This window comes from Gordonia sp. BP-119 (assembly GCF_016924115.1).
In the GTDB taxonomy this organism is placed as follows: Bacteria; Actinomycetota; Actinomycetes; order Mycobacteriales; family Mycobacteriaceae; genus Gordonia; species Gordonia hongkongensis.
Genome location: NZ_JAFFZF010000007.1, coordinates 92,748 through 115,726, shown reverse-complemented (window position 1 = coordinate 115,726; position 22,979 = coordinate 92,748). Strand labels below are relative to the sequence as shown.

The following is a 22,979-nucleotide window of genomic DNA, read 5'->3' as shown; positions in this document are numbered from 1 at the left end:
GCGGTCGGTTACCCCGTCTTCGGAGCCGCGATCGCGAGCGGATGGGTGACGGCCGCGGTACCGGTAGCGTGAGACCCATGGCTGTGGATGCAACGGTGCCCGTGGTGGCAGTCGGTCTCGTCGGTGGTTTCGCGGTCGCGCGCTACAGCGGGCGACGCGAACTGGGCGGAGTCGTGCTCGGCACGGCCGGTGCCTGGTGCACTCGCCGGTGGGCGTCGACGAAGGGCCCCGCGGTCGCGGGCGGTCTGCTGGCCGGTTACCTGGCGGCGTTCGGCGGCTCGCACCCGCTGGCGAAGAAGATCGGCGCGTGGCCGTCGGTCGCGGCCGTGACGGTCGCCGCGGCCGGCGCCACCGCCGTCGCCACACGCTGAGCGGCACGATCCGCCGTTGACGGCCGGTCACCGGTCGCCGGCGTTACCATCTCCACCCATGACCGCAGGTTACGGGCGCGCACGGCAGAACGAGATCTACACGGCCGGGGTGCACCGGCGAAAGCCGCGTGTATAAACGGATTTCGCCGAGCTCGAGCGACGCGCGAGACGTGCGATGTCGGCGCGTGCGTGGACGTACATCGGCGGTGGCGCCGGTGAGGGACGCACCATGGCCGCCAACCGCGCGGCACTCGACCGCTGGGCGATCGTGCCGCGCATCCTGCGGGATGTCTCGCAGCGCAACCTCGGGGTCGAATTGTTCGGTCGCCGCATCCCGGCGCCGGTGTTGTTCGCGCCGGTCGGCGCCGGTTCGCTCGCCGCACCCGACGCCGACGCCCTCATCGGCCGTGCGGCCGCGGAACTCGGTGTCCCCTACATCTTGTCGAATCAGGCGAGCGTCTCGATGGAAGACGTCGCGGCCGCGATGGACGACACGAGCGCCGGGGCGCCGCGCTGGTTCCAGCTGTACTGGTCCACCGACGACGACCTCGTCGACAGTCTCCTAAAGCGCGCGGCGGCCATCCGCGCCGAGGCCGTCGTCGTCACCCTGGACACGACGATGCTCGGGTGGCGGCCGCAGGACCTGAACCTGGGTTCGCTGCCGTTCGCGCAGGGTGAGGGCATCGCCCAGTACACGTCCGACCGCAGGTTCGTCGACATCGTCGCCGAACGGCTACGTGGCGCTGCTGACGAACGTCCGGAGATCTCCCTCGGCGCGATCGCCACCCTCTTCTCCATCACCCGCAACGCCCCGGGCCGGTTCCTGCAGAACCTGCGGTCGCCGCAACCGCGTGCCGCGGTGCAGACCTTCCTCGACATCTACTCGCGACCGTCGCTGAACTGGGACGATCTTGCCGGCCTGCGCGCCCGCACCGCTCTTCCGATCGTGCTGAAGGGCGTGCTGCACCCCGACGATGCGCGTCGTGCCGTGGACGCCGGGGTGGACGGCATCATCGTCTCCAACCACGGCGGTCGGCAGGTCGACGGCGCGATCAGCACGATCGACGCCCTCGACGCCATCGCGCCGGTCGTCGACGGTCGCATCAAGGTCCTCGTCGACTCCGGGATCTACACCGGTTCCGACGTGTTCAAGGCGCTCGCCCTCGGGGCCGACGCCGCCTGCATCGGACGACCGCATATGTACGGCCTGGCGCTCGCGGGAGCCGACGGTGCCCGCGACGCGGTCGCCGACATCATCGCCGAACTGGACCTCACGCTCGGACTGTCCGGGCACACCGACGTCGCCGACCTCGACCGCGAGGCGCTGCGCCGGCTGTAGGCCGTCTGATCCGAGAGAAGCGACCCACTGCTCCCTAATCGAAAGAAGCCAATAACTCCTGCTCCCTGAGGTGCGAGGAGCGGAGCGACGAGCCTCGAAGGGTCAGACCAGGGGCCGCCCGGTGCGCATGCGCCAGCGGACGTCGGCGAGCAGGACGTTGAACGGGAATGCGCGCACCCACTTCGGGGCCCGCGTGATGATCGCGCGCAGGACCGCGTTGTGCTTGTCGAAGTACAGCTCCTGCCACGGCGAGAGCTGGACGCGCATCTTGCGGCGGAAGTTCTCCGGCAGGAAGCCGATGGCCATGATCTCGAAATGCCAGCCGAAGAGCCGCGAGATCACCGGGCCGAGGAACTCGGCGCGCGCGATCGACATCAGGTACTCGCGGATGGTGTCGTCGATCTCGAGCGTCTCGACCGTGTCGTTCCAGTAGGTCTCGAAGTCCTCGCGGGTGGCGGGCCACATCTCGCGGGGGACCTGCAGCGTCGTGCCCAGAACGGCGCCGGCCTGATAACGCTCGTCGGTCACCTCGGTGACCCCGCCGAAGATGCGATGGACGTCCTCGGTGCCTCGGTACAGACACGCGGCGACCCACAACTGCAGCTTCGGATCGAAGGCGTTGTACTTCACCGGGCTGTCGGCGGTCGAACGGACCTGCGCGTGGGCCTTGCCGATGGCCTTGCGGTAGGCCTTCCTGTCCTTTGCGCTACCGAGTCCGGCGACGGCGAGGTAACTCAGCGTGGTGCGACCGCGCTTCATCGGATGCTTGAACAGGTTGCCCGAGTCGACGCGGCTCTCGTACACGCCGTAACCGACTGCGGGGAGGCTGAGCTGCATGATCACGTTTGCGGCGCCGGCGATCACGCCGATGCCGAGCGGATCGAGGTCGCTGGTGGGCAGCGCGTCGAGCTCCGCTCGGGACATGCGGGCGGAGGAGGGGAGGAACTCGGTGTCGGGGCGCTCCGCCGTGAGGAACTCCTGCACTTCGGCGGTCACATCCGTCACCGGTTGTGCTGACAGTGCCGAACTTCCACTGGTGATAGGCTCCGTTGCCATCGAACACCCCTCCTGCTCGAATTCTGGAAACGTCTGTTTCCCGTTGTATGACACACGTAACTTACCGGGGTGTCAAGATAGGAATCATGGGACGAGCACCATCGACCCCGGACAGCCGATCCGGTTCGGCGTCGGACGCCACCGGCACACTTCGGGCTTATGGCGGCGAGGGCGGCGACACCCGGGTCGCGCGGCGTCGATCAGCCCTCATCGATGCAGGGTTGGATCTGCTCGGCGCCGATGACGTGGGCGCGGTGACCGTGCGCGGCGTGTGCCGGCAGGCCGGACTCACCGCCCGTTACTTCTACGAGAGCTTCGAATCCGTCGATCAGCTGGTCGGCGTCATGTACGACGAGGTCATCGAAGAGATCGCGCAGGCCAGTCTGGCAGCCTTCTCGGAGGGGGCCAGCATGCGTGCGAAGGTCGCCGGTGCGGTGTCGGCGATCGTCGACGTCATCGACGCGGACCGCCGCAAAGGCAGGCTGCTCTTCTCGCAGGCGCTGTTGAGTCCGGTGATCGCGGCCAAGCGCATGGAGTCGACGACGTTGTTCGCCGGCCTCACCCTGCAGAGCACGTCGGCGATTCTCGACGTCCACGTCGGGCCGGCGGCAGCGGTCGGCGTTGCGCACTACCAGGTCGGCGGACTCAGCCGGTTGCTCGCGGCGTGGCTCGAGGGTGAGGTCGAACTCGGCAAGGCCGACGTGGTGGATCTGAGCATCGCGCTGCTCGTCTCACCCGCCGAGATGCTCGAGAAGAGTCTCTCGCGTCGCACCGGCGATGCGGAGTAGGTCCGCATGTCGGGATATGTTTGATGGCATGAGTGGCGGAACCGGCGAAGCAGACATCCGTCCGGCGACGCGGCCACTGGGCGGCTGGCGGGATTACGGCGAGCCCGAACTGCCGGTCCCGTTGGCGGCGGCGCTGGCGGCGTTCGCCGAACAGGGCTACCACGGGACCTCGGTCCGGGAGATCGCCGCGCGGGCCAATCTGTCGGTGCCAGGGCTCTATCACCACTACCCGTCGAAGCAGTCGTTGCTGCAGGGGCTCCTCGAACGCACGATGACCGACCTCCTGGCACGCTCGGAGGCCGCGATCGTCGAGGCGGGTCCCGAGCCGATCCGGCAGTTCGACGCCGTCGTCGAGTCGCTTCTGCGGTTCCACATGTATCGCCGCGAGCAGGCGTTCGTCGGTTCCACCGAGATCCGCAGCCTCGACGACAACTACCGGCCCACCTACATCGGACACCGGGACCGCCAGCAGCGGATGGTCGACGTGATCGTCTTCGCCGGCGTCGAAACGGGTGAGTTCACCACCGAGTATCCGAAAGATGCGGCGCGTGCCGTGGCCACCATGTGCGTCGGGGTGTCCACCTGGTTCAAGCTCGACGGTCTGCTGGGTCCGGACGAACTCATCGCGCGCAATCTCCAGATGGCCCGCGCGCTGGTCGGGTATCGCACACCCTGACGGCCGTCGCGCAGGGCGCCGTCTGCTGGGCCGCTTGACCCGGCGGGTATCGCCTGGCAAGGTATGCAACGCCGAGCGATCGATCGGTCGGTGTTCGGGGATCCCCACCCTGCTCATGCGTTAAGGAGTCACCATGCCCATAGACCTGCGGCACGACGACGACGTGCTCGACGTCGTCGCGAAGACCGAGGCCTTCGTCCGCGACTACGTCCTGCCCATCGAGGACGAGGCGGCCGGTGACATCGCGGCGGCCGGTGGTGACGACATCCGTCGCGAGATGAACGCCAAGGCCAAGGAGGCAGGGGTCTTCGGCCCGCATGCCCCGGTCGAGTACGGCGGACTCGGTCTCAACATGTCCGACCGCGCGCCGGTGTTCGAGGCGGCCGGGTATTCGACGTTCGGTCCGATCGCGCTGCACATCGGTGCGCCGGACGAGGGCAACGTGCACATGCTCGCGCACATCGCGAGTGAGGATCAGCGGCAGAAGTACCTCGCCCCGTTGGCCGCCGGAGATGTCCGTTCGGCGTTCGCGATGACCGAACCGGCTCCGGGCGCCGGTTCGGATCCCAACGCGCTGCGCACGGAGGCCGTCCGTGTGGACGGCGGCTGGAAGATCAACGGCGACAAGCACTTCATCACCGGCGCCGACGGTGCGGGCTTCTTCATCATCATGGCGCGGACCTCGGGCGCGCCCGGTGACCGCGGCGGGGCCACCATGTTCCTCGCGCCCGCCGATGCGCCCGGGTTGACCGTCGGGCGCCACATCAACACTATCGACAGGTCGATGATCGGCGGTCACTGTGAGGTGACCTTCACCGACCTCTTCGTTCCCGACGAGGACATCCTCGGCGAGGTGAACGAGGGTTATCGCTACGCGCAGGTCCGGCTCGGGCCGGCTCGGATGACCCACGTGATGCGCTGGCTCGGCTCGGCGAAGCGCTGCCAGGACGTCGCCGTCGACTATGTCTCGCGCCGTGAGGGATTCGGTGGCCGCCTCGGAGATCTGGGCATGATCCAACAACTCGTCGCCGACAACGAGATCGACCTCGCCGCGACTCGCGCGTTGCTGCTGAAGGCCTGCCACGAGCTCGATCTGGGCAACCACGCGTCGGACGAGACTTCGATCGCGAAGACCTTTGCTGCCGAGGCGTATTCGCGGATCGCCGATCGCAGCATCCAGATGTGTGGCGGGCTCGGTGTGTCCGCCGACCTCCCGCTGGCCCGCCTGTCGCAGGAACTCCGGCCGTTCCGCATCTACGACGGCCCGTCCGAGGTCCACCGGTGGGCGATCGCCCGTCGCGCCGTCGGGCGTGCGAAGAAGGCCCAGCAGGCGCTCGAGGCGGGTGCCCGATGACCGCCACGGATGCAGCGCTCGACCAGGATCGCCTGCGCCGGTTGCTGATCGACAACGGGGTCGAGCCCGCAGGTGAGCTGACCATCGACCTCATCAGCGGCGGCAAGTCCAATCTCACCTACACGGTCACCGACGGCGTCTCCACATGGGTGGCGCGCCGACCGCCGACCGGCGGACTGACGCCGTCGGCTCACGACATGGGCCGTGAATGGGCGGTCACCAGTGCGCTGCAGTCGACGTCGGTCCCGGTTGCGCGGACCGTCGCTTTCGACGCCGACGGCTCGGTCATCGGTGCGCCGTGCACCGTGGTGGAGTTCGTGGACGGCCGCGTCGTCCGGACCGCGGAAGACCTCGACGCCTACTCAGACGACGAGGTCGCCCGCAATCTCGATGCCTTGGTGCAGACGTTGGCCGACCTGCACGCGGTGGACTATCGCGAGGTCGGGCTCGGCGAGTTCGGTCGGCCCGCGGGTTTCGCCGCCCGCCAGGTGAAACTGTGGGCGCGGCAGTGGGGGCACGTGAAGACGCGTGAACTCCCCGACGTCGAGCGTCTCGTCGACGCGCTCGCCGCGCGGGTTCCGGAGCAGGCGCGAGAGTCGGTGGTGCACGGTGACTTCCGGGTCGACAACACGATCATCGACGCCGACGATCCGGCCCGGATCGCGGCGGTCGTCGACTGGGAGATGTCGACCCTCGGAGATCCGCTCACCGATGTCGCGCTGATGTGCGTTTACCGCACCGGCGCCTTCGACCAGGTTCTCGGCTTCTCCGCGGCCTGGACCAGTGACCGTTATGCGTCGGTCGACGAGATCGCTCAGACGTATTCGACCGCAACGGGTGTCGACCTGGGTGACTGGGACTTCTACCTGGGGTTGGCGAACCTGAAGCTCGGCGTGATCGCCGAGGGGATCACCTACCGCGCACTCTCGGGGGCGTCCTCGGGAGACGGCGCGGAGAAGGCTGCCGAGGCGACGGCGGCGTTCATCGCCGACGGCCTACGCCACATCAGCTGATCGAGCAACGGCGTCAACAGAACACAGTCGCGCGGTGCGCGCATCCACAGAGGGTAGGCAATGACTGAATCGGGCAACAACCGTTCTGCGCTGGTGACCGGGGCGTCGAGGGGGATCGGTGCGGCCATCGCCGACCGGTTCGCCGCCGACGGCTGGGACCTCACCATCAGTGCCCGTGGTCGAGAAGCGTTGGAGAAAAAGGCGGCCGAGCTTCTCGAGCGTGGCGCCGGGCGGGTGGAGGTCGTCCCCGCCGACATGACCGACGCCGACGCCATCAGCGCGCTCGGTACGGCTCATGCGGAGGCATTCGGGCGGTTCGACGCGCTGATCGTCAACGCCGGGATGGGCTCGAAGGGTGCGATCGCCGACCTCCCGGTGAAGCGATTCGACCGGCTGTATGAAGTGAATGCCCGCGCTCCCTACATCCTCCTTCAGTCCGCGCTGCCCGCCCTGCGCGCCACCGCAGAGGCCCATGGGGCCGCGAAAGTCATTGCCGTGGCGTCGATCACCGGCGTCTATCCGGAGCCGGAGCTGTCCGCCTACGGTGCCACCAAGGCGGCGCTCATCTCGTTGTGCGAGACGTTCAATCTCGAGGAGTCACGCAGCGGTGTCAGCGCGACGACGATCGCGCCGGGCTACGTCAACACCGACATGACCGACTGGCTCAAAGACCGCATTCCCGCCGACGAGATGATCACGGCCGACGACATCGCGGTGATCGCCCACTCGATCACCCAGTTGTCGCGGTACGCGGTTCTTCCGAATGTCGTCATCACCCGTCCTGGCGAGAACCTGCACCGGGCCTAGGCTCGGACCTGCCCCTGCTCCCTAATCCGAAAGATCCTCAAACCCCTGATCCCTGAGTTGCGAGGAGCGTTAGCGACGAGCCACGAAGGGCCTGGTGAGACACGTTGCGAAGCCCTTCGTGGCTCGCTTCGCTCGCACCTCAGGGAGCAGAGATGTGGATGCTGCGGAGTGTTCTTTCGTGATCCACCACGGCCGCCAGGCCGCGGATACTGAGGTGCGAGCGAAGCGAGCCTCGAAGGGCTACCGGAAAGTCGCGATCCCGCCGTCGCGGTCGGAGAGGTGACCGTGCTCGTTGAACGACACCACCGAGACGCCGCTGCGGCCGACGATCAGTTTGCTGATCGACGCGTTGACCATCGTGCGGGCCATCGCCGGCCAGGTCTCGTCGGGGATGCCCCACAACTGGGCGATCCACTGGGTGATGGTGCCGGCCGAGGACACCACGAGCACCGTCTGACCCGACCCGGCGAGCTCGGTGGCGCGGGCGGCCGCGTCGGAGACGCGCGCCTTGAACTGGGGGTAGCTCTCGGCGGGGCCGCCGTCGAGGCCGGGAGCTGCGTCGTGCTCGCCGGCCGCTATCCAGGCCGCGAGCCCCTTGTCGAGCTGTTCCTGGTAGCTGCGGCCGTCGCGATACATCTCCGGCGTGGCCTCGCCGACCAGTGCGGGCAGTGAGTACTCGTTCCACCCCGGGTCGACGTGCGGCTGAGGTTGATCGGTGTCGAAAGCCCCCAGCACGCCGCTCAGCGTCTGTTGCTGGCGCGGGAGGTCGCCACTGGCGGCTGCGGTGAAGGTGCCGATCTGCCCGGCCAGGAATCCACCGGACAGCGCGGCCTGTGTGGCCCCGGCCGTGGTGAGACCGCCGGGTCCGTTGCTCAGATCGTCGGTGGCGTCGGCGATGCCATACGCCAATGCGTTCGCCTGACCATGACGAACCAGATAGATCACACCCATTCCTGCACCCTATGTCGGCTTCGATGAGTTCGAGGCGTCGGGCCGGTCAGTATCAGCGACCCCGAGATGTCTGGAGTGCGCCCGTGACGCCGATGCTGTTCGTCAACCTGCCCGTCGTAGACGTCGCGCGGTCTCGTCGGTTCTTCGGATCGCTCGGCTTCCACTTCGACGAGATCTTCTGCGACGTCGGGAGCGCGTGCATGATGATCAACGACTCGGCGATGGTCGTGCTCATGCAGCGACGACGATTCGCCGGCTACGCGGCCACCGCAGTCGCCGACCCACTGCAGGGCCGCGAGTCGTTGCTGGCCATTTCCGCGGACAGCCGCGCACACGCCGACCGGCTCGCCGAAGCGGCACTCGGTTGCGGCGGCCGGGAACTCCGCGCAGCGGAGGACCTGGGCTTCATGTACTGCCGCAGTTTCTGCGACCCGGACGGTCATGCCTGGGAGATCGTGTGGATGGACCCTTCGCAGATCCCGCAGACCGCGGACGACTGATCGGCGCCGCGCGAACCGGACGGTCTCAGTGCCAGGGGCTCGGCGTCGTGCGTTCCGGTGCGTCGTACGGGGTCGCCGGCAGACCGAAGCGTGCGAAATCGCTCTCCATGTCGTCGCTGAAGAAGGCGACGACATGGCTGACCTTGGCTGTCTGCGGGTCGATCTCGAGCACCTGGAGCTGGAACGGTCGGTGGACACCGTCCGGTTCGCGCATGTACAGCCCGTAGGCCGGCTGCCCGTTGGCTGTGGTGGGCAGCATGATCTGATCTCCCGCCTTCTCGGCCGGACAGTTGCGACGGATGAGGGTTCCGATGTTCTCTGCGCCCTGGTACCAGCCGGTGAAGGGCGGCATCTCCCAGATCGCCTTGTCGGTGAAGAGCTCCACCATCGCGTCGACGTCGTAGCGTTCGAAGGCCGACATGTAGCGGGCCAGCAGCTCCCGTTTCGCGGCGTCGTCGAGTGTCGTCGCGGCATCGACTCCGACGGAATCCTGCTGCGGGCGTGCGGTCTTGACCTGCTCGCGGGCCCGCTGCAGCAAACTGTTCACGGTGGCGGTGGTGACACCGATGGTGTCGGCGACCTCGGCGGCGCGCCACTGCAGCACGTCGCGCAGGATGAGGACTGCGCGTTGCCGTTCGGGTAGATGCTGCAGTGCCGCGATGAACGCCAGTCGTACCGACTCGCGCGCGCCGACCACGTACGCGGGGTCCGCGTCGTCACCGGGCGCGATGTCGTCGGCCGTGCCGGCATACGGCTCGAGCCAGGGCACCTCGTGGTTCTGCAGCAGGTCGTCGGTCGGGTCGAAGGCGTCGCCACCGAGGCCGGAGGGGAGGGGTCGGCGTTGCAAGCTCTGCAGAGCGGTCAGGCACGTGTTGGTCGCGATCTTGTGCAACCACGTGCGCACGGACGCCCGATGGTCGAACTTCCCGTAGCCCTTCCATGCGCGGAGAAAGGTCTCCTGGGCGAGATCCTCGGCGTCGTGGTGGGACCCCGTCATCCGGTAGCAGTGCGCGATGATCTCACGTCGAAAAGGCTCGCTGACCTCGAGGAACTCGGCGTCGGTCGCGGCGCTGGACTCAGCCGCGGGGCTGGTTGTGGTCATGCTCACAATCTACCGGGGTGCACCGACAGCCTCGACCCGAGTGGCCAAGCCGACCACGGTCCGCTTCTCCATCGGGTCGCAGGTCGAGCGACCGGACGTCGAACGAGTTCGGATCAGGGTGAGTGCAACCCGTGTCCGCGTCGCGCCACGGGCCTATTCTCGCCGGTGGACGCGTGTGCGACCGGTCGTCGGTGCCCGTGACCAGGGGTCGGACGGGCTTGCCGGTACGGGGCCGCGTTGCTAGCTTGATCCGCATGACAAGTGCCGACCACAGGCTCACGGAGGTCACCTACGTGACCACCGCGCTGGGCTGTCGTCTGCCGCTTGCACGCGTTCTCTGTTGTTGTCGTCGAATGCGCTGACCGACCCCGCCGAGTCAATCTCCTCCCCGGGGCGTCGCTTCTCGAGTCTCTTCTCAGAGCACCAGCTTCCGGCTTCCGCCCCGCGATCCGCGGGGTCTTTCGACGAGGACGATCATGACCGCCACACTGCCCGAACTCTCCACCCGTACCCTGCGCAACGCCCCCGCCTCTCCTGTCCGGCGTCAGCCGGTCACCCGCGCGGTGCGTCGTGCTCCTCAGGGCACGCGCCAGCCCGTACCGTTGACTTCCGTACCGCCGACTCGGACCCCGGGTCCGGTCGCCGACCGACGCGGACCAGTGAAGGGGGACCAGCGGGTGCACGTCGCAACGCCGCGCCTGGAGTTGTCGACCAAACCCGCGGCGCTCGTCCTCCGGGCCGCCCGGTTGTCCGGCCCGCTGTTCCGCGACGATGCGGCCGAGCGCACCGGGCTCAGCATCTCCACGGTCAATCGCCAGGTCAGTGCGCTGTTGAAGGCGGGATTGATCCGCGAACGGGCCGACCTTGCGCCCTCGGGCGCCATCGGGCGGCCGCGGTTGCCTTTCGAGGTCAACATCTCCGAGTTCCTCACCCTCGGTATCCACATCGGATACAAGGTCACCGCGATCACCACCCATGACCTGCTGCATCGTGTCGTCGGGGCCATCCAGATCCCTACCCCGCATGCCGTTTCACCGGAAGAAGCACTCACCGCCATCGGTGTCAGCGCACGGCGTTTCGCCGAGCGCTGGACGGGCCGGCGGGTGCTGTGGGTCGGTGTCGCGCTCGGTGGCCGTGTGGCCGAGGGCGGCATCGTCGACCACCCCCGACTCGGCTGGGAGGGCGCGCCGGTCGGCCGGACGATCGCCGAGGCCGTCGGACTGCCGGTGTCGGTTGCGTCCCACGTCGAGGCCATGGCGGCCGCCGAGCTCGTGCTCAACCCCGACGACCAGCAGTCGAGCTTCCTGTACTTCTACGCGCGCGAGATGCTCGGCATCGCGTTCAGCGTCGGCGGGACCGTGCACACGCCGACCGCGGGACCGCCGGTGATCGGTCACTTCCCGACCGGATCGACCACTTTGCTCGACCCGAACCGGACGGGGCGCCTGGAGCCCGCGGTCAGCGACACCGGGGTCGTGGAAGCGGCTCGAGCTCTTGGCCTCTCGGTAACCGACGTCGAGGATGTCCATGCGCTGGCCCGCAACGGTGACGTGACGGCACGTCGTCTGCTCGAGGAGCGGGCGGAGGTGCTCGGACGTACGGTCGGACTGATCGCCGACATCTTCAATCCCGATCACATCATCCTCGGCGGACAGGCGTTCACCGATTACGCGGCCGGCCTGCCGACGGTCGCGAAGGCCGTGCGCGAGACCTCGATCGTGAGCAAACGGGATGTGCGCGTGTCACATTCGGGAGCGACCGTGCAGCAGCAGGCCGCCGGCGCGGTGTCTCTCGACGCGATATACAGCGACCCGCTGCAAGCAATCACGTTGACTGCCTGAGCGGGTCGCGTCGACGAACCTCGGTCGGGTGGTGGTCTAATCCGAGGTTCGCTTGTTGTAGGCGCGCAGCGCGAACGGCGCGAAGATGAGCGTCAGCGCGACCGTCCAGATCAGGGTGGCGAGGACCGGATATTGCAGCGGGAGAGCCGCATCCGGACCGAATGCCGGGCCGTTACCCCACAGCACACGCAATGCCTGGACCAGTGACGACATCGGGTTCCATTCGGCGATCGTCCGGAGCCAGGTGGGCATCGGCTCGGTCGGGACGAACGCGTTCGACAGGAACGTGATCGGGAAGAGGACCGAGAACATGAAGCCGTTGACGGCCTCGACCGTCCGCAGCCACGAACCGATGAGGATGCCGAACCAGATCATCGCGAAGCCGAAGAGCAGGAGCAGCGCGAATGCGAGGACCGCCTCACCGAACGAGCCCCGGATCCGCCAGCCGATGGCCAGGCCGGTCACGGCCATGACGACGATGCCGATCGAACTGTGGAGCAGGCTGGCGATACTGCGGCCGATCAGCACCGACGATCGTTGGATGGGCAGTGACCGGAACCGGTCGATGATGCCCTTCTCGAGGTCGGCGGTGATACCCGTGGACACGATGAACGCGGTGAACACGATCGTCTGACCCATGATGCCCGGGAGCAGGAACTCCTTGTACGACGCCGAGTCGGTCTGGATCGACGCGCCGAACACGTACGCGAACAGCAGCACGAACATGATCGGCTGAATGGTCACGTCGGAGAGCATCTCCGGCATCCGTTTGGTGTGGATCATGTTGCGCTTCACCATGATCCAGGCCTGTTGCCAGATCGTGGTGGGGTGGATCCGCGGCTTGTCCGCGACCACAGCGTGGGTCTGTGCCGTGGTGGTCATCAGGAACGCTCCTCGTCGGTGGTGTTGTCGGTGTCGTCGGTGTTGCTCGACTCCTCGGCGCGGTGGCCGGTGAGGGAGAGGAAGACGTCGTCGAGGCTCGGCCGGGAGAGTCCGAAGTCGTCGACGGAGATGCCACTCTCGTCGAACCAGGCGGCGACGCGGGGCAGGTCGCCCAGGCCGGCCGCGGCTGTCGTGAGCCGGCGGGCCGCCACGTCGACGAACACCTCCGCCCCGTTCTTGCGCAACAGCGACTCGGCGGCCGTCAGGTCGTCGGCGTGCGAGACGGTCAGCACCAGGCTGGCCGAACCGGCCTGCTCCTTGAGCTGCAGTGACGTGCCGTGCGCGATGATGGTGCCCTTGTCGATGACGACGATGTCGTCGGCGAGTTGGTCGGCCTCCTCGAGATACTGCGTGGTGAGCAGCAACGTGGTTCCGTCGGCGACCAGATCGCGCAGGACGTCCCAGAGTTCGGAACGGCTGCGCGGGTCGAGGCCGGTGGTCGGCTCGTCGAGGAACAGCACCGGTGGCGTGGCCAGCAGGCTGACCGCGAGGTCGAGTCGGCGGCGCATTCCGCCGGAGTAGGACTTGACCTGTTTGTCACCGGCCTCTGAGAGGGAGAACTGCTCGAGGAGTTCCTCCGATCGACGCGCGAGGGTCTTGCGTCCGATGCCGTACAGACCGCCGATCATGCGGAGGTTCTCGCGGCCGGTCAGGATCTCGTCGACCGTGGCCGCCTGGCCGGTGAGGCCCATGTTCTGGCGGACCATCCCGGGCTGTTCCCGCACGTCGTAGCCGGCGATGCGGGCTGTCCCGCTCGTGGGCGGCGACAGGGTGGTCATCATTCGGACGGTGGTGGTCTTGCCGGCGCCGTTGGGGCCCAGCAGGCCGAGCACGGAACCCCGCGGCACGGTGAAACTGACGCCGTCGACCGCCGTGAAATCGCCGAAGCGTTTCACCAGGTCGATGGCCTCGATGGCGACATCGGCCGTCGCGACTTCTCCCGGTGCGGTGGTGGGAACTGTGACTGAGCTCATGTTTCTCCACGGTATAGAGGGGGTGTGACAGCCGCGACCGAATTACGTGGCGCGCGGGTGACGTCAGGGAACAATTCAGGGCATGTTCGGGGTGTGGCGATCTCGTACTCGAAGTCAGACCGTCTGCCCGCACCGAATTCATCGGTTGCGGGGCTGCGAATCCGACGGTCGGACCGAAACCGAGCGTAAGACTTCAAGTTGAGTTGAAGTCAACCTTTTTGAGATCCGTGCCTGCGGATGCTGGAGTCCGATATCTCCGCATCTGCGGATAGGATGTCGTCGTGACCGCTATTCGGATCAAAGACGCAGCCACCCTGCTCGGCGTCAGTGACGACACGGTTCGACGATGGGTGGCCACCGGCGTCTTGGAACAGTCCGATGGCGGACCGGTCGCCACCGTTGATGGCGCACGGCTCGCCGCGCTGGCCCGCGAGCGCGCGGTGGCACCTGACGACGGGACGTCCGTCGGACGCTCGGCGCGCAATCGGTTCACCGGTCTCGTCACCGATGTCCGCACGGACGCGGTGATGGCTCAGGTGACCCTGCAATGCGGTCCGTTCGAGGTGACGTCGTTGATGAGTGCGGACGCAGTTCACGAACTCGATCTACGACCCGGCGTCGTGGCCACGGCCGTCGTCAAGGCGACGACGGTGATCGTCGAGACCAACAGGGAGGCCAGATGAGGAGGTCCATCGTCGCGGTCGCCGCGGCCGGACTGCTGATCGTGGCAGGGTGCTCGTCCGGTGGCTCAGATGCCGGCGGGTCTGCGGCCTCGACCCTCGACATCTCGGCGGCGGCGTCGCTGAAGACGACGTTCACGGCGATCGCCGATGAGTTCGAGGCACAGTACAACGGCGTCACGGTACGACTCTCGTTCGACGGATCGTCGACGCTGGCCAACCAGATCCAGCAGGGGGCGCCGGCCGATGTGTTCGCGAGCGCCGACGAGAAGAACATGCGCAAGCTGGGTGATCTCGCCGTCGACCCGGCGGTCTTCGCCACCAACACACTCGTGATCGTCACGGCGCCGGGCAATCCCCGCGGGATCCGGTCGTTCGCCGATCTGAACAAGCCTGACGTCACAACGGTCATCTGCCAGTCGGCTCAACCGTGCGGCGCCGCGACCGAGACCGTCGAGCGCAACACCGGTGTCACCATCGACGCCGCCTCGGAGGAACAGTCGGTGAGCGCGGTGCTGACCAAGGTGACGACCGGCCAAGCGGATGCGGGCGTGGTGTATGTGACCGACGCGCGCGGAGCCGGGGACAAGGTGGCCACCGTGACCGATCCGGCATTCGCCGCCGTGGTCAACTCCTATCCGATCGCGGCGCTCGCCGGCGCCGGGGATGGCGAACTCGCCACGCAGTTCGTCGACCTCGTCCTGGGCGCGGACGGTCAGCGCATCCTGCGCGAGGCCGGGTTCGGGGCGCCTTGAGCACGGTCCTTCGTTCCCGACGGGACCCGGCGGGGTTGCCCGGTTGGACGTACGGCTTGGCACTGATCGGCGTCGTGTTGATCGTGCTACCTCCGTTGGCGCTGCTCTTCCGTTCGCCGTGGGGCACCTTCGTCGATCAGATCTCGTCGCCCTCGTCGCTCGACGCGCTGCGGTTGTCACTGATCACCGCCGCGTGCAGCACCGTCATCTGCCTGATGGTCGGGGTGCCGATGGCACTGGTGTTCGCGCGACACGACGGTCCGGTGATCCGGGTGCTCCGCGCGCTCGTGTTGTTGCCCCTGGTCTTACCGCCCGTGGTCGGTGGTCTTGCCCTGTTGTACACCTTCGGCCGGCTCGGGATCGTCGGTGAACATCTGCACGCGGCCGGCATCGACATCGCCTTCACGACAACGGCGGTGGTACTGGCCCAGAGTTTCGTCGCACTGCCCTTCCTCGTGATCAGCGTCGAGGGCGCGGTGCGCGTCGTCGGGACGCGATACGAGGAGGTCGCCGCGACCCTGGGTGCGGGGCCGACTCGGACGCTCTGGCGGGTCACGCTCCCGTTGGTCCTACCGTCTCTGTTCGCGGGTCTCGTGCTCGCGTTCGCGCGGGCGCTGGGCGAGTTCGGTGCGACGATCACGTTCGCCGGCAACGCGCCCGGGGTGACCCAGACCGCGCCCCTGGCGATCTATGTGTCGGCCATCGACGACCCACAGGCCGCGATCCCGTTGTCGCTCATCCTGGTTGTCGTATCCCTGATCGTGGTCGTCGGAGTGCACAGCCGCCGTTCGCGTGTCGGGGGTGGTTTGTGACCGGCGCGGATCTGGAGGTGTTCATCGACCTCGAGGTGCCCGCGTTGCGGGTCGAGCACCGGTTCGCCGCGGGCGCGACCACCGCGGTCGTCGGGCCCAACGGCGCCGGCAAGTCGACGATGCTGCGCGCGATCGCCGGACTGGTGCGCGGCGACGATCGGTCCCGGATAGTGCTCGGCGACAGGGTGTTTTGTGACGCGACGACCTTCATGCCGCCCAGTCGGCGCGGAATCGCATTACTGTCGCAGGACGCGCGGCTGTTCCCGCATCTGACGGTCGCCGACAACGTGGCGTTCGCGCCCTCGGCGCAGCGTCTCTCGAGGCCGGAGATCAGGGCACGAGTGGAACGCTGGCTGACGGCAACGGAGGTCACCGCCCTCGCCGACCGTAAACCGCACCAGCTCTCCGGCGGCCAGGCACAGCGGGTCGCGATCGCCCGGGCGCTCGCCGCACAGCCACGAATCCTGCTGCTGGATGAACCGTTTCGGGCCCTGGACGTCGACGTCGCGAGCCGATTGCGGGCGCTGCTGTGCGGCCTTCTCGCCGATCGGGACCGTACGACGATCATGGTCACCCACGATCCGGTGGACGCTCTCGGGCTGGCCGACGACATCATGGTCCTCGAGGATGGTCGCGTCGTCGAATCCGGTTCCGCGCGTGATGTTCTGACTCGACCGACCAGTCGGTTCGCGGCGTCGTTGTCCGGGCTCAACCTGTTCGTGGGGCGCCTGGAGGGAGGCGGCACCGTCGTCGACCTGTTCGGCAATCGTGTCGTCGGAAGCGTCGGGGACGACGGGCCGCCTCCGGATCGGGCCGCGGCGGCAACCTTTTCGCCGCGCGCGGTTGCGGTCTATCTCGAGGCGCCGCACGGTAGTCCGCGCACGACTGTCGCTGCCACCGTGCGAGACGTGGCGCCACGAGGAGACCACGCCGTCGTCACCGCCGAGGTGGGCGATCAGGTTGTCGCATCCGAGGTCACCTGGGCGGCGGTCGCCGACCTGGGACTCGTCGCGGGACTCGCCGTGTATCTGGTGGTGAAGGCGAGTGAGGTGCGGATCAGCGGCATCGGTCCCGGCTCGCCCTGACCGCCAGACTTCGATTCGACCGGCAGACTTCGATCGAGGTCTGCCGGTCGAGTTGAGGTCTGGGGGTTGGAGCTCGCCCCCCTCAACCGGCTATCGCGTGGCCGCAGAACAGGCCGGCGATGAATGCGATCCCCGACGGCAGGCAGATCGCAGTGTTGATGAGGTAGCTGGTCGTGTCCGACACCGACCGTGAGAAGCGTGCTGAGAACGCTTCCGCCGGCTCGTGACCTTCGGCGTGCCTATGCCGTCCGACATACTGACGACTCATCGATCGGACTGTCCGTCCATCAGGGTTCCGGGCGAGGGACGTTGGCTTCTGACGTCGTGATTCGATTCCATACTGCTCCCTGCGACTTGACGATGCGCGCCGCGTCATCGTCGCGCCGAACACGAACTCCGACATAGGGCTCGACCGCTGGACTGCGATCGAAGTCGAAGAGTCGGCGTGAGGTTCACCGGTAGCTCTCGGCGCCGTGGTCAGGACGTGCTGGTGAAGTAGGCCAGCACTAGCCCGAGCACGAAACACAGGATCGGGTAGGTGACGAACATCGAGAACCTCCCACTGAAGTAGGTTCTCAATTTCCGCCACTTGTTGTCGTCGTCCGCAGCCAACGGTCCTCCATCTCGGTGATTTCGCTATTCACCCGATCCCAATCGGCGATCGGGACGGTACCCGTGAAAAGGGACAGCATCGAGTGCCCGTCCGATCCGCGGTAGGCCAACTGTGATCGGCGAAGGCGCAATTCGCGGCCTTCGGCTCTGTAGCTTCCGTCGTCCACACATAGATAGCCGTCTCGGTGCGCACTGTGGTTCAGTACCGTAGCGTCTTGCAGTGCTGTGATGTCCAGGGTGGTGTCGAGTGTGCTCAATCGAAGTACGTCGACGGGGCCCAGGTCGAAGTACTGGACAACCACGTTCGAGACGAACTCTGGAACCGGACTTTCCGAACGGAGGAGTACTCGACTCGCGTCGGCCTCGTGTGCGGCGTCGGCATCCATGGCGTACCAGGCGGGTGCCGGCAGAAAATCCAGCGTCGGCGTCGAAGCGCGAAGCGTCGCCGTGCTGCCGAGATTCACGATCGCGTACTCGATTGCCGCGATCACGTGCTTGCTCGTGTCACGCGAGAGCTCCTCCGGCTAGGAGCCCGAGGGCGAATGCCAGGCCTGAGGGGAGGCAGACGAGCATGTTCTTGAGCTGATGGGTTGCATCGGATAGGTAGTAGGAACGGCCTTTCGGAAACGACTCTGCGTGATGGGCGCCTACGTGCTTGTTCCTTCTCGTGTTCATCAATCAAACCAACCTTTCACCGACTTGCCGATGTTCGCACCGACGCTGCTTCCGATAGCGGCACCGATTCCCGCCCCGATGGCCGTACCGACGGGGCCGGCAAAGGACCCGACGGCTGCTCCTGCAGCGAGTCCTCCTAACGCGCCGCCCCCCAAGGCGCCAGCGCCGCCAGCTATCGCATCACCGCCGTCTTGTTCACCCCGATCAAACTTGCTCCATTCGTCATAAGCGGTGACCGCAACCCCGGCCCAGAAGGAGCCGCGAGCCAAATTCTTGCCGGCGGAGTTCAATCGAGCAATATCGTCGGCACCCATCCCGGCCTGACCAACGGCACGACGGGGGCGGCTGTAAGCACGTTCAATGTCATTGCCTCGCCTTTGGAGCGCAGAAAATGCTCCAGTGACGGCCGCGCTCCTCGGGTCCATGCCCGCAAGTCCCAACGCGTTGAGGAAGTACTGGAGTCGTGATGGTTCCAGGTCGGAGGGTTCCCCGGCCTTCAGCTTTTCCAACTGCTCCGGGGTCAGGTTCATCGCGCGAAGGAATCGCCCACGCTGCTCGGGAGTTGCGGTGCCATTGCGCACAGCGGCGGCGTCGCTCGCGGCGAGAGTCGCGTCGACGATCCCGCGGTTGACCGCGTTCGCAGCGGGTGTCATGCCGCCGAGTTCACCGACTGCGGAATTGATCGCGTCTCGGGTCGCGGTGACCGCGTTATCGGCCGCGGTGCCGAGACCGATCAGCGCGGCGTGGTGTTCGTAGGCTCGTCCCGCGTCGTACTCGGCACCCTCGGGTGCGCGACCGGCGTCGAAGTTGACGGTGTACTCGCGGCTTCCGCGGTCGAGGACGTAGCCGTCGGAGTCGGCAAGGCTGGTTCGGGTCTCGAGAGCCTTCATCGCATCGCGAATGCCGACCTGCCCGTTCGTGAGTACGGAAGCCAGATCACCGAACTCATCGGCCACACCGCGAATCCACCGGGTGAGGCCCTCGGCGCGATCATCGGCAGGACCTCGAGCCATCCCGGTCCACTGAGCACGCGTCAGGTTGAGAACGGGTTCTCCGGCCTTTGGTGCCTCGACCTCCAGATGTGCCTGCAGTCGAGTGATCCCATTCGCGATCGACGTCATGACCTCGGGGTTCCAGGACATGACGTCGTCATAGCTGGGCGGCACGACCTATTGGACCGACAGCAGAACGCTGAGCGGGACCACGTGGTCGGTCTGCTGTCCTTGCCGTGCGGGATACGCCGTGGCGTCCTTGATCGTGCTCGCACTCGCCTGATCGGTCTCGACGGTGGTGTCTTTGGCACCGAGCACCAGTTCGGAGAACGAGGAAACCGTGCCGGACACATTGGCCAGCGCGGATGCGATCCGTTCGTCCGCACCCGCCGCCACCGCGGACATATCGCTCGAAGCCCCGCGGAACTGTCCGGCGAGCTGGCTGAAGGTCGCTGTCGTACCGTCCAGTCCGGCATTGGAGGTGAGCTCCAACGCCATCAGACGGGATGCGCATCTTGAGATCTCCGTCGCTGACGCCCCGACAGCCGCTGGATCGACGATCATGTCCGACAAAATTCCCCCTTTGACTTCGCGAACCACCATAAATGTTCGACGATGACGATAGCCGGGCAGGGCGCAAACAGCTCGCCACCGTCCACAGCCACGAGTCGCTGTGACCGGCGAACCTCAACTCAACCGATGGACTTCGATCGAAGTCCATCGGTCGAAATGAGGTTCGCCAGTGGGTCAGTCGCTCAGCGGACCGTTGCGGTGTGCTTCGAGGACACGGGCCTTGAGGTGTTTGTACCCCCGGACGCGCAGTGTCGGTATCGATTTGAGGTAGAAGCGGTCGTCACCGCCGAGCTGGTCGGCGATCGCGTCGTCGATGAGTGTGGTTCCGGGACGGGCGGATCCGGCGAGGCGTGAGGCGATGTTCACCGGCTCGCCGAAGACGTCTCCGAGCCGGGCGAGGACGGAGCCGCGCGCCATGCCGACACGCAACGGCGGAAGACTGTCGTCCGTGGAGAGCTGATGGATCTCGAGCGCGGCACTCGCGGCGGCGGGTGCGTCGTCGAAGGTGAACATCACCGCGTCGCCGAGCGTCTTGATGACGCGACCACCATGATCCACGACCACGTCGAAGGTGTCGTCCTCGAACGAACCGAGTAGGGACTCCAGGTCATTCAGATCGATACGCCGGGAAAGGCTTGTGTAACCAACGATGTCGGCGAAGCCGACGATCAGGTCGATCTCCTCGTCGTCGGAGTGATCGGTGTGACGCTCGATCGCCTGCGCCATGTGCCGACGCCAGATGAGTTGCTGGATCTGGCCGAGCGCGAGACTCATCTGGTCGAAGTCCCACGGCACCGCGGGGTCGTCGACGATGTCACGCAGCAGGTCGGCCTCCCACTCCGCGAGTCGGGACATCGTCTGTCCGATGGCCCGGGCCATCGCGATCTGGCTGGTCTCCGGCATCGCCGCCGAAGAGGATGCGAACATCCGGAGCGCGGCGAGGTCGCGATCGGAGAAAACCTTGTCCGAGGACGGTTGACGCACGAAACCGAATGCATTCCAAGCCTTCTCGGCGAAATCAGCGGACAGTCCGAGTTCGGCGACCAGTTCGTCGCGAGTGTAGCGGGGGCGGTCCCGCGCTTCCGAGGCGTCGTTCATCCGATCCGAGTCCCATCTCCGGCGTCGGCTCAGCATAGCGGGCAGGCCGGTCCGGCAGGGTCGGTCTAACGCGCGGAGAGCATCCGCATCGTCGCGTCCGATACCGTGCGGATCACGTCGTTGAGAGACAACGGGCCACCCGGGCGGTACCAGCGCCACACACTCCCCAGGACGCCCAGTACGAGACGCGCCTGGAGCATGGCGTCCCCGTCGACGAAATCGCCGGCGTCCATTCCACGCTTGATCAGGTGTGCCCAGTTGCTCTCGATCTCGGCGACCAGTTCGCGCGACCGGACGCGTTCGGCCTCTTCTCCGTCCGACCGGCGAGGAGTGCCCAGGATGACAATCTGGTTCTGGACTATTCGTCGCTGCAGCACGTCGACGGTTTCCCCGCGCAGCGATGACGCAACTGCTGAGCCGAAGGCTTCAACCGGGTCAGGAATACCGGCGGTCCCCGCTCGGAATCGCTCGATCGAATCGGCGAGCTGGATGCGCATGATGGTCAGAAGACAGTGTGCCTTCGACTCGAAATAGTGGTAGAGCGCGGTCTGTCCGATGCCGACCTCGTCGGCGATCGATGCCCACTTCGTGTGTTCGTAACCGACTGTGCCGAAGTGTTCTGTCGCGACGGTCAAAATCTGCGCGCGCTTGGATCCGGAACCGTCATCCACAGCTACCGACATCGTGCCCCCTCTCTCGTGCCGGACGTTACAACGTGGACAGCGTCGGGTTCATCTGAGCCGCGGCACGAATCAGCGCACTCCGCGTCGGCGCGGATCAGAGCGCGAGCACGCCCTTCATGAGGTACGCCATCCGCGCGGCGAACTGCGGACTCTCCGAGCCGCGTCGCATGCGCACGGCGTCGTTGACGATCGAGAGCGCCGCGTGCACGGCGACCGCGCCTTGATCGCGCTTGATCTCCGGATCGACTTGCATGAGCAGATCCACCCAGCGCGCCACATAACGTCGCTGCACGTCGACGAGATCGGTGGCGCTCGCTTGTCCGGCGAGCGCGGGGGAGTTGTTGAAGCTCACCGACAGATCCGGGGTGCTGGTGATCACGTCGACATACGAATCGACGAGCGAGGCAAGCAATTTCGCGGGGTCCGAGGTGGCGCCGTAGGCCGCCATCACCCCCGCCTCCAGGCGCGCGCCGCTGCGCTGTCCGATGGCGACGAGGATGGCCAGCTTCGACGGGAAATGTTTGTAGACACTGGGACCCGCGATGCCGACGGCGCCGCCGATCTCGTCGACGCCGACATCGGTGTAGCCGCGGTCGGCGAACAACTCGGCGGCGGCGTCGAGGATCTCGTCACGCCGCGAACCGGGCACAGAGGTGACCGTCGGCGACGTCGCGAACGGCGGTGCCGCAGCGGGGCTCAGGGCGAGAATCCGGCGGATGAGCTTCTCGATCTCGTCTCGTGCCCGCGCCCCGGACATGCGGGTGTGGTGCACGGTGAGGCTGCCGCTGACGCTCAATACCGCCCACGCCAACTGCACGGCCTCACGGTCGGTCAGATCCGTGCGCCGGGCGGCGAGCGCCGACGCCCAGTGGCCGATCACCTCGCGGGTGCGGACTGCCACCAGTTTGTTCTGTTCGGTGGTGAGGTAGTTGCTGGTCCATCGCCACAGCGATGCCGCTTGGGGACGCTGGACGGCCAGGTCGCAGACCGTCGAGATCAGCGAGTTCGCGTCGACGCCGTCGGCGAGCGCCCGGTCGGTGCAGGACTCGAGATCGTCGACGCCGGCCAGGACCGCCGCGGCCAGCAGCGACTGCTTGTCGTCGAAATGCCGGTACACCGACGGCGCGGTGACCCCCGCCGAGCGCGCGATGTCGGCCAGCGAGACCTGCGCATACCCACGCTGGAGGAAGAGCGCGGCCGCGGAGTCGACGAGCTGTCGTTTGCGGTCGGCGCCCCTGGTGCGGGTGGCGGGTTTGCGGTCAGGCATGGTGAACAGACCATAGCGCACATTCGACAGAAC

24 protein-coding genes and 1 pseudogene are annotated in these 22,979 nt (G+C 66.8%); 13 read left to right on the top strand and 12 right to left on the bottom strand.

The features are described 5' to 3' along the window. Positions 1-77: 77 nt before the first annotated feature. Positions 78-371: a hypothetical protein gene (locus JW364_RS06620; protein WP_205333657.1), complete on the top strand. Its 294-nt coding sequence runs from the start codon at positions 78-80 to the stop codon at positions 369-371. Between the two features lie 58 nt (positions 372-429). Continuing rightward, positions 430-1,710, top strand: a pseudogene (locus JW364_RS06615) (alpha-hydroxy-acid oxidizing protein). Between the two features lie 102 nt (positions 1,711-1,812). Here JW364_RS06615 and JW364_RS06610 read toward each other — a convergent pair. Further along, positions 1,813-2,766 (bottom strand): oxygenase MpaB family protein, encoded by a 954-nt coding sequence (locus tag JW364_RS06610; protein ID WP_078113284.1) that lies wholly within the window; start codon positions 2,764-2,766, stop codon positions 1,813-1,815. Positions 2,767-2,852: 86 nt separating this feature from the next. Here JW364_RS06610 and JW364_RS06605 point away from each other — a divergent pair, with 86 nt between their 5' ends. The 5 genes from JW364_RS06605 (at position 2,853) to JW364_RS06585 (ending at position 7,404) form a co-directional block, all read left to right on the top strand. Continuing rightward, complete coding sequence (locus tag JW364_RS06605; protein WP_205333656.1) at positions 2,853-3,554, top strand: TetR/AcrR family transcriptional regulator; 702 nt, start codon at positions 2,853-2,855, stop codon at positions 3,552-3,554. Positions 3,555-3,582: 28 nt separating this feature from the next. Then, positions 3,583-4,230, top strand: coding sequence for a TetR/AcrR family transcriptional regulator (locus JW364_RS06600; protein WP_171011686.1), 648 nt, complete (start codon positions 3,583-3,585; stop codon positions 4,228-4,230). A gap of 133 nt (positions 4,231-4,363) precedes the next feature. Further along, entirely contained in the window at positions 4,364-5,584 is a 1,221-nt protein-coding gene (locus JW364_RS06595; RefSeq protein ID WP_205333655.1) for an acyl-CoA dehydrogenase family protein, read from the top strand. Further along, positions 5,581-6,597, top strand: a complete 1,017-nt coding sequence (locus JW364_RS06590; RefSeq protein WP_165629428.1) for a phosphotransferase family protein — start codon at positions 5,581-5,583, stop codon at positions 6,595-6,597. Before JW364_RS06595 ends, JW364_RS06590 begins: the two co-directional genes overlap by 4 nt. Positions 6,598-6,657: 60 nt before the next feature. Next, positions 6,658-7,404: an SDR family oxidoreductase gene (locus tag JW364_RS06585; RefSeq protein ID WP_165629429.1), complete on the top strand. Its 747-nt coding sequence runs from the start codon at positions 6,658-6,660 to the stop codon at positions 7,402-7,404. Positions 7,405-7,644: 240 nt separating this feature from the next. On the opposite strand, the gene JW364_RS06580 is transcribed toward JW364_RS06585, so the two are convergent. Further along, a complete protein-coding gene (locus JW364_RS06580; protein WP_068971415.1) occupies positions 7,645-8,355 on the bottom strand; it encodes a histidine phosphatase family protein in 711 nt (236 codons plus the stop codon). Positions 8,356-8,438: 83 nt separating this feature from the next. Between JW364_RS06580 and JW364_RS06575 the strand changes: the two genes are divergently transcribed. Then, entirely contained in the window at positions 8,439-8,855 is a 417-nt protein-coding gene (locus JW364_RS06575; RefSeq protein ID WP_068971416.1) for a VOC family protein, read from the top strand. Positions 8,856-8,880: 25 nt separating this feature from the next. Here the strand turns inward: JW364_RS06575 and JW364_RS06570 are convergent, their stop codons facing one another. After that, complete coding sequence (locus JW364_RS06570) at positions 8,881-9,957, bottom strand: sigma-70 family RNA polymerase sigma factor (protein WP_068971417.1); 1,077 nt, start codon at positions 9,955-9,957, stop codon at positions 8,881-8,883. Positions 9,958-10,634: 677 nt separating this feature from the next. Here JW364_RS06570 and JW364_RS06565 point away from each other — a divergent pair. Next, positions 10,635-11,798: an ROK family protein gene (locus JW364_RS06565; RefSeq protein ID WP_068971425.1), complete on the top strand. Its 1,164-nt coding sequence runs from the start codon at positions 10,635-10,637 to the stop codon at positions 11,796-11,798. A gap of 36 nt (positions 11,799-11,834) precedes the next feature. On the opposite strand, the gene JW364_RS06560 is transcribed toward JW364_RS06565, so the two are convergent. Then, complete coding sequence (locus tag JW364_RS06560; RefSeq protein ID WP_058252273.1) at positions 11,835-12,680, bottom strand: ABC transporter permease; 846 nt, start codon at positions 12,678-12,680, stop codon at positions 11,835-11,837. Then, the gene (locus JW364_RS06555; RefSeq protein ID WP_065630304.1) at positions 12,680-13,714 is read right to left on the bottom strand and encodes an ATP-binding cassette domain-containing protein; all 1,035 of its coding nucleotides are present in this window, start codon (positions 13,712-13,714) and stop codon (positions 12,680-12,682) included. Before JW364_RS06555 ends, JW364_RS06560 begins: the two co-directional genes overlap by 1 nt. A 281-nt stretch (positions 13,715-13,995) precedes the next feature. Between JW364_RS06555 and JW364_RS06550 the strand changes: the two genes are divergently transcribed. From JW364_RS06550 to JW364_RS06535, 4 genes are read left to right on the top strand one after another with little or no spacing between them, the layout of a single operon-like run. Further along, positions 13,996-14,397, top strand: coding sequence for a molybdopterin-binding protein (locus JW364_RS06550; RefSeq protein WP_068971418.1), 402 nt, complete (start codon positions 13,996-13,998; stop codon positions 14,395-14,397). Continuing rightward, positions 14,394-15,149: a molybdate ABC transporter substrate-binding protein gene (gene modA / locus JW364_RS06545; RefSeq protein ID WP_068971419.1), complete on the top strand. Its 756-nt coding sequence runs from the start codon at positions 14,394-14,396 to the stop codon at positions 15,147-15,149. Before JW364_RS06550 ends, modA begins: the two co-directional genes overlap by 4 nt. A 35-nt stretch (positions 15,150-15,184) precedes the next feature. After that, positions 15,185-15,961 carry an ABC transporter permease gene (locus tag JW364_RS06540; protein ID WP_068971420.1) on the top strand — a complete coding sequence of 259 codons (777 nt, stop codon included), beginning with the start codon at positions 15,185-15,187 and terminating at the stop codon, positions 15,959-15,961. Continuing rightward, a complete protein-coding gene (locus tag JW364_RS06535) occupies positions 15,958-17,046 on the top strand; it encodes a sulfate/molybdate ABC transporter ATP-binding protein (RefSeq protein ID WP_068971421.1) in 1,089 nt (362 codons plus the stop codon). Before JW364_RS06540 ends, JW364_RS06535 begins: the two co-directional genes overlap by 4 nt. Before the next feature lie 82 nt (positions 17,047-17,128). Here the strand turns inward: JW364_RS06535 and JW364_RS06530 are convergent, their stop codons facing one another. The 7 genes from JW364_RS06530 to JW364_RS06500 all read right to left on the bottom strand — a co-directional run bounded on the left by JW364_RS06530 (position 17,129) and on the right by JW364_RS06500 (position 22,946). Continuing rightward, on the bottom strand, positions 17,129-17,314 hold the full coding sequence (locus JW364_RS06530) for a hypothetical protein (RefSeq protein WP_139115536.1): 186 nt from the start codon (positions 17,312-17,314) through the stop codon (positions 17,129-17,131). 307 nt (positions 17,315-17,621) lie between these two features. Next, a complete protein-coding gene (locus tag JW364_RS06525) occupies positions 17,622-18,149 on the bottom strand; it encodes an acetyltransferase (protein WP_068971422.1) in 528 nt (175 codons plus the stop codon). Positions 18,150-18,332: 183 nt separating this feature from the next. Further along, positions 18,333-19,475: a hypothetical protein gene (locus JW364_RS06520; protein WP_223258952.1), complete on the bottom strand. Its 1,143-nt coding sequence runs from the start codon at positions 19,473-19,475 to the stop codon at positions 18,333-18,335. Positions 19,476-19,502: 27 nt separating this feature from the next. Beyond that, positions 19,503-19,928, bottom strand: a complete 426-nt coding sequence (locus JW364_RS06515) for a hypothetical protein (protein ID WP_189340106.1) — start codon at positions 19,926-19,928, stop codon at positions 19,503-19,505. A gap of 144 nt (positions 19,929-20,072) precedes the next feature. Further along, entirely contained in the window at positions 20,073-20,996 is a 924-nt protein-coding gene (locus tag JW364_RS06510) for an adenylate/guanylate cyclase domain-containing protein (protein ID WP_068971386.1), read from the bottom strand. Positions 20,997-21,061: 65 nt separating this feature from the next. Next, the gene (locus JW364_RS06505) at positions 21,062-21,679 is read right to left on the bottom strand and encodes a TetR/AcrR family transcriptional regulator (protein ID WP_058252265.1); all 618 of its coding nucleotides are present in this window, start codon (positions 21,677-21,679) and stop codon (positions 21,062-21,064) included. Positions 21,680-21,773: 94 nt separating this feature from the next. Beyond that, on the bottom strand, positions 21,774-22,946 hold the full coding sequence (locus JW364_RS06500) for a TetR/AcrR family transcriptional regulator (RefSeq protein WP_058252320.1): 1,173 nt from the start codon (positions 22,944-22,946) through the stop codon (positions 21,774-21,776). Between the last annotated feature and the right edge of the window lie 33 nt (positions 22,947-22,979).

What these genes read in the sequence shown, in the direction of transcription:
- JW364_RS06620 (WP_205333657.1), top strand. Translation starts at nt 78, where the DNA reads ATGGCTGTGGATGCAACGGTGCCCGTGGTGGCAGTCGGTCTCGTCGGT.
- JW364_RS06610 (WP_078113284.1), bottom strand. Translation starts at nt 2,766, where the DNA reads ATGGCAACGGAGCCTATCACCAGTGGAAGTTCGGCACTGTCAGCACAA.
- JW364_RS06605 (WP_205333656.1), top strand. Translation starts at nt 2,853, where the DNA reads ATGGGACGAGCACCATCGACCCCGGACAGCCGATCCGGTTCGGCGTCG.
- JW364_RS06600 (WP_171011686.1), top strand. Translation starts at nt 3,583, where the DNA reads ATGAGTGGCGGAACCGGCGAAGCAGACATCCGTCCGGCGACGCGGCCA.
- JW364_RS06595 (WP_205333655.1), top strand. Translation starts at nt 4,364, where the DNA reads ATGCCCATAGACCTGCGGCACGACGACGACGTGCTCGACGTCGTCGCG.
- JW364_RS06590 (WP_165629428.1), top strand. Translation starts at nt 5,581, where the DNA reads ATGACCGCCACGGATGCAGCGCTCGACCAGGATCGCCTGCGCCGGTTG.
- JW364_RS06585 (WP_165629429.1), top strand. Translation starts at nt 6,658, where the DNA reads ATGACTGAATCGGGCAACAACCGTTCTGCGCTGGTGACCGGGGCGTCG.
- JW364_RS06580 (WP_068971415.1), bottom strand. Translation starts at nt 8,355, where the DNA reads ATGGGTGTGATCTATCTGGTTCGTCATGGTCAGGCGAACGCATTGGCG.
- JW364_RS06570 (WP_068971417.1), bottom strand. Translation starts at nt 9,957, where the DNA reads ATGACCACAACCAGCCCCGCGGCTGAGTCCAGCGCCGCGACCGACGCC.
- JW364_RS06560 (WP_058252273.1), bottom strand. Translation starts at nt 12,680, where the DNA reads ATGACCACCACGGCACAGACCCACGCTGTGGTCGCGGACAAGCCGCGG.
- JW364_RS06555 (WP_065630304.1), bottom strand. Translation starts at nt 13,714, where the DNA reads ATGAGCTCAGTCACAGTTCCCACCACCGCACCGGGAGAAGTCGCGACG.
- modA (WP_068971419.1), top strand. Translation starts at nt 14,394, where the DNA reads ATGAGGAGGTCCATCGTCGCGGTCGCCGCGGCCGGACTGCTGATCGTG.
- JW364_RS06530 (WP_139115536.1), bottom strand. Translation starts at nt 17,314, where the DNA reads ATGAGTCGTCAGTATGTCGGACGGCATAGGCACGCCGAAGGTCACGAG.
- JW364_RS06520 (WP_223258952.1), bottom strand. Translation starts at nt 19,475, where the DNA reads ATGTCCTGGAACCCCGAGGTCATGACGTCGATCGCGAATGGGATCACT.
- JW364_RS06515 (WP_189340106.1), bottom strand. Translation starts at nt 19,928, where the DNA reads ATGGTGGTTCGCGAAGTCAAAGGGGGAATTTTGTCGGACATGATCGTC.
- JW364_RS06510 (WP_068971386.1), bottom strand. Translation starts at nt 20,996, where the DNA reads ATGAACGACGCCTCGGAAGCGCGGGACCGCCCCCGCTACACTCGCGAC.
- JW364_RS06505 (WP_058252265.1), bottom strand. Translation starts at nt 21,679, where the DNA reads ATGTCGGTAGCTGTGGATGACGGTTCCGGATCCAAGCGCGCGCAGATT.
- JW364_RS06500 (WP_058252320.1), bottom strand. Translation starts at nt 22,946, where the DNA reads ATGCCTGACCGCAAACCCGCCACCCGCACCAGGGGCGCCGACCGCAAA.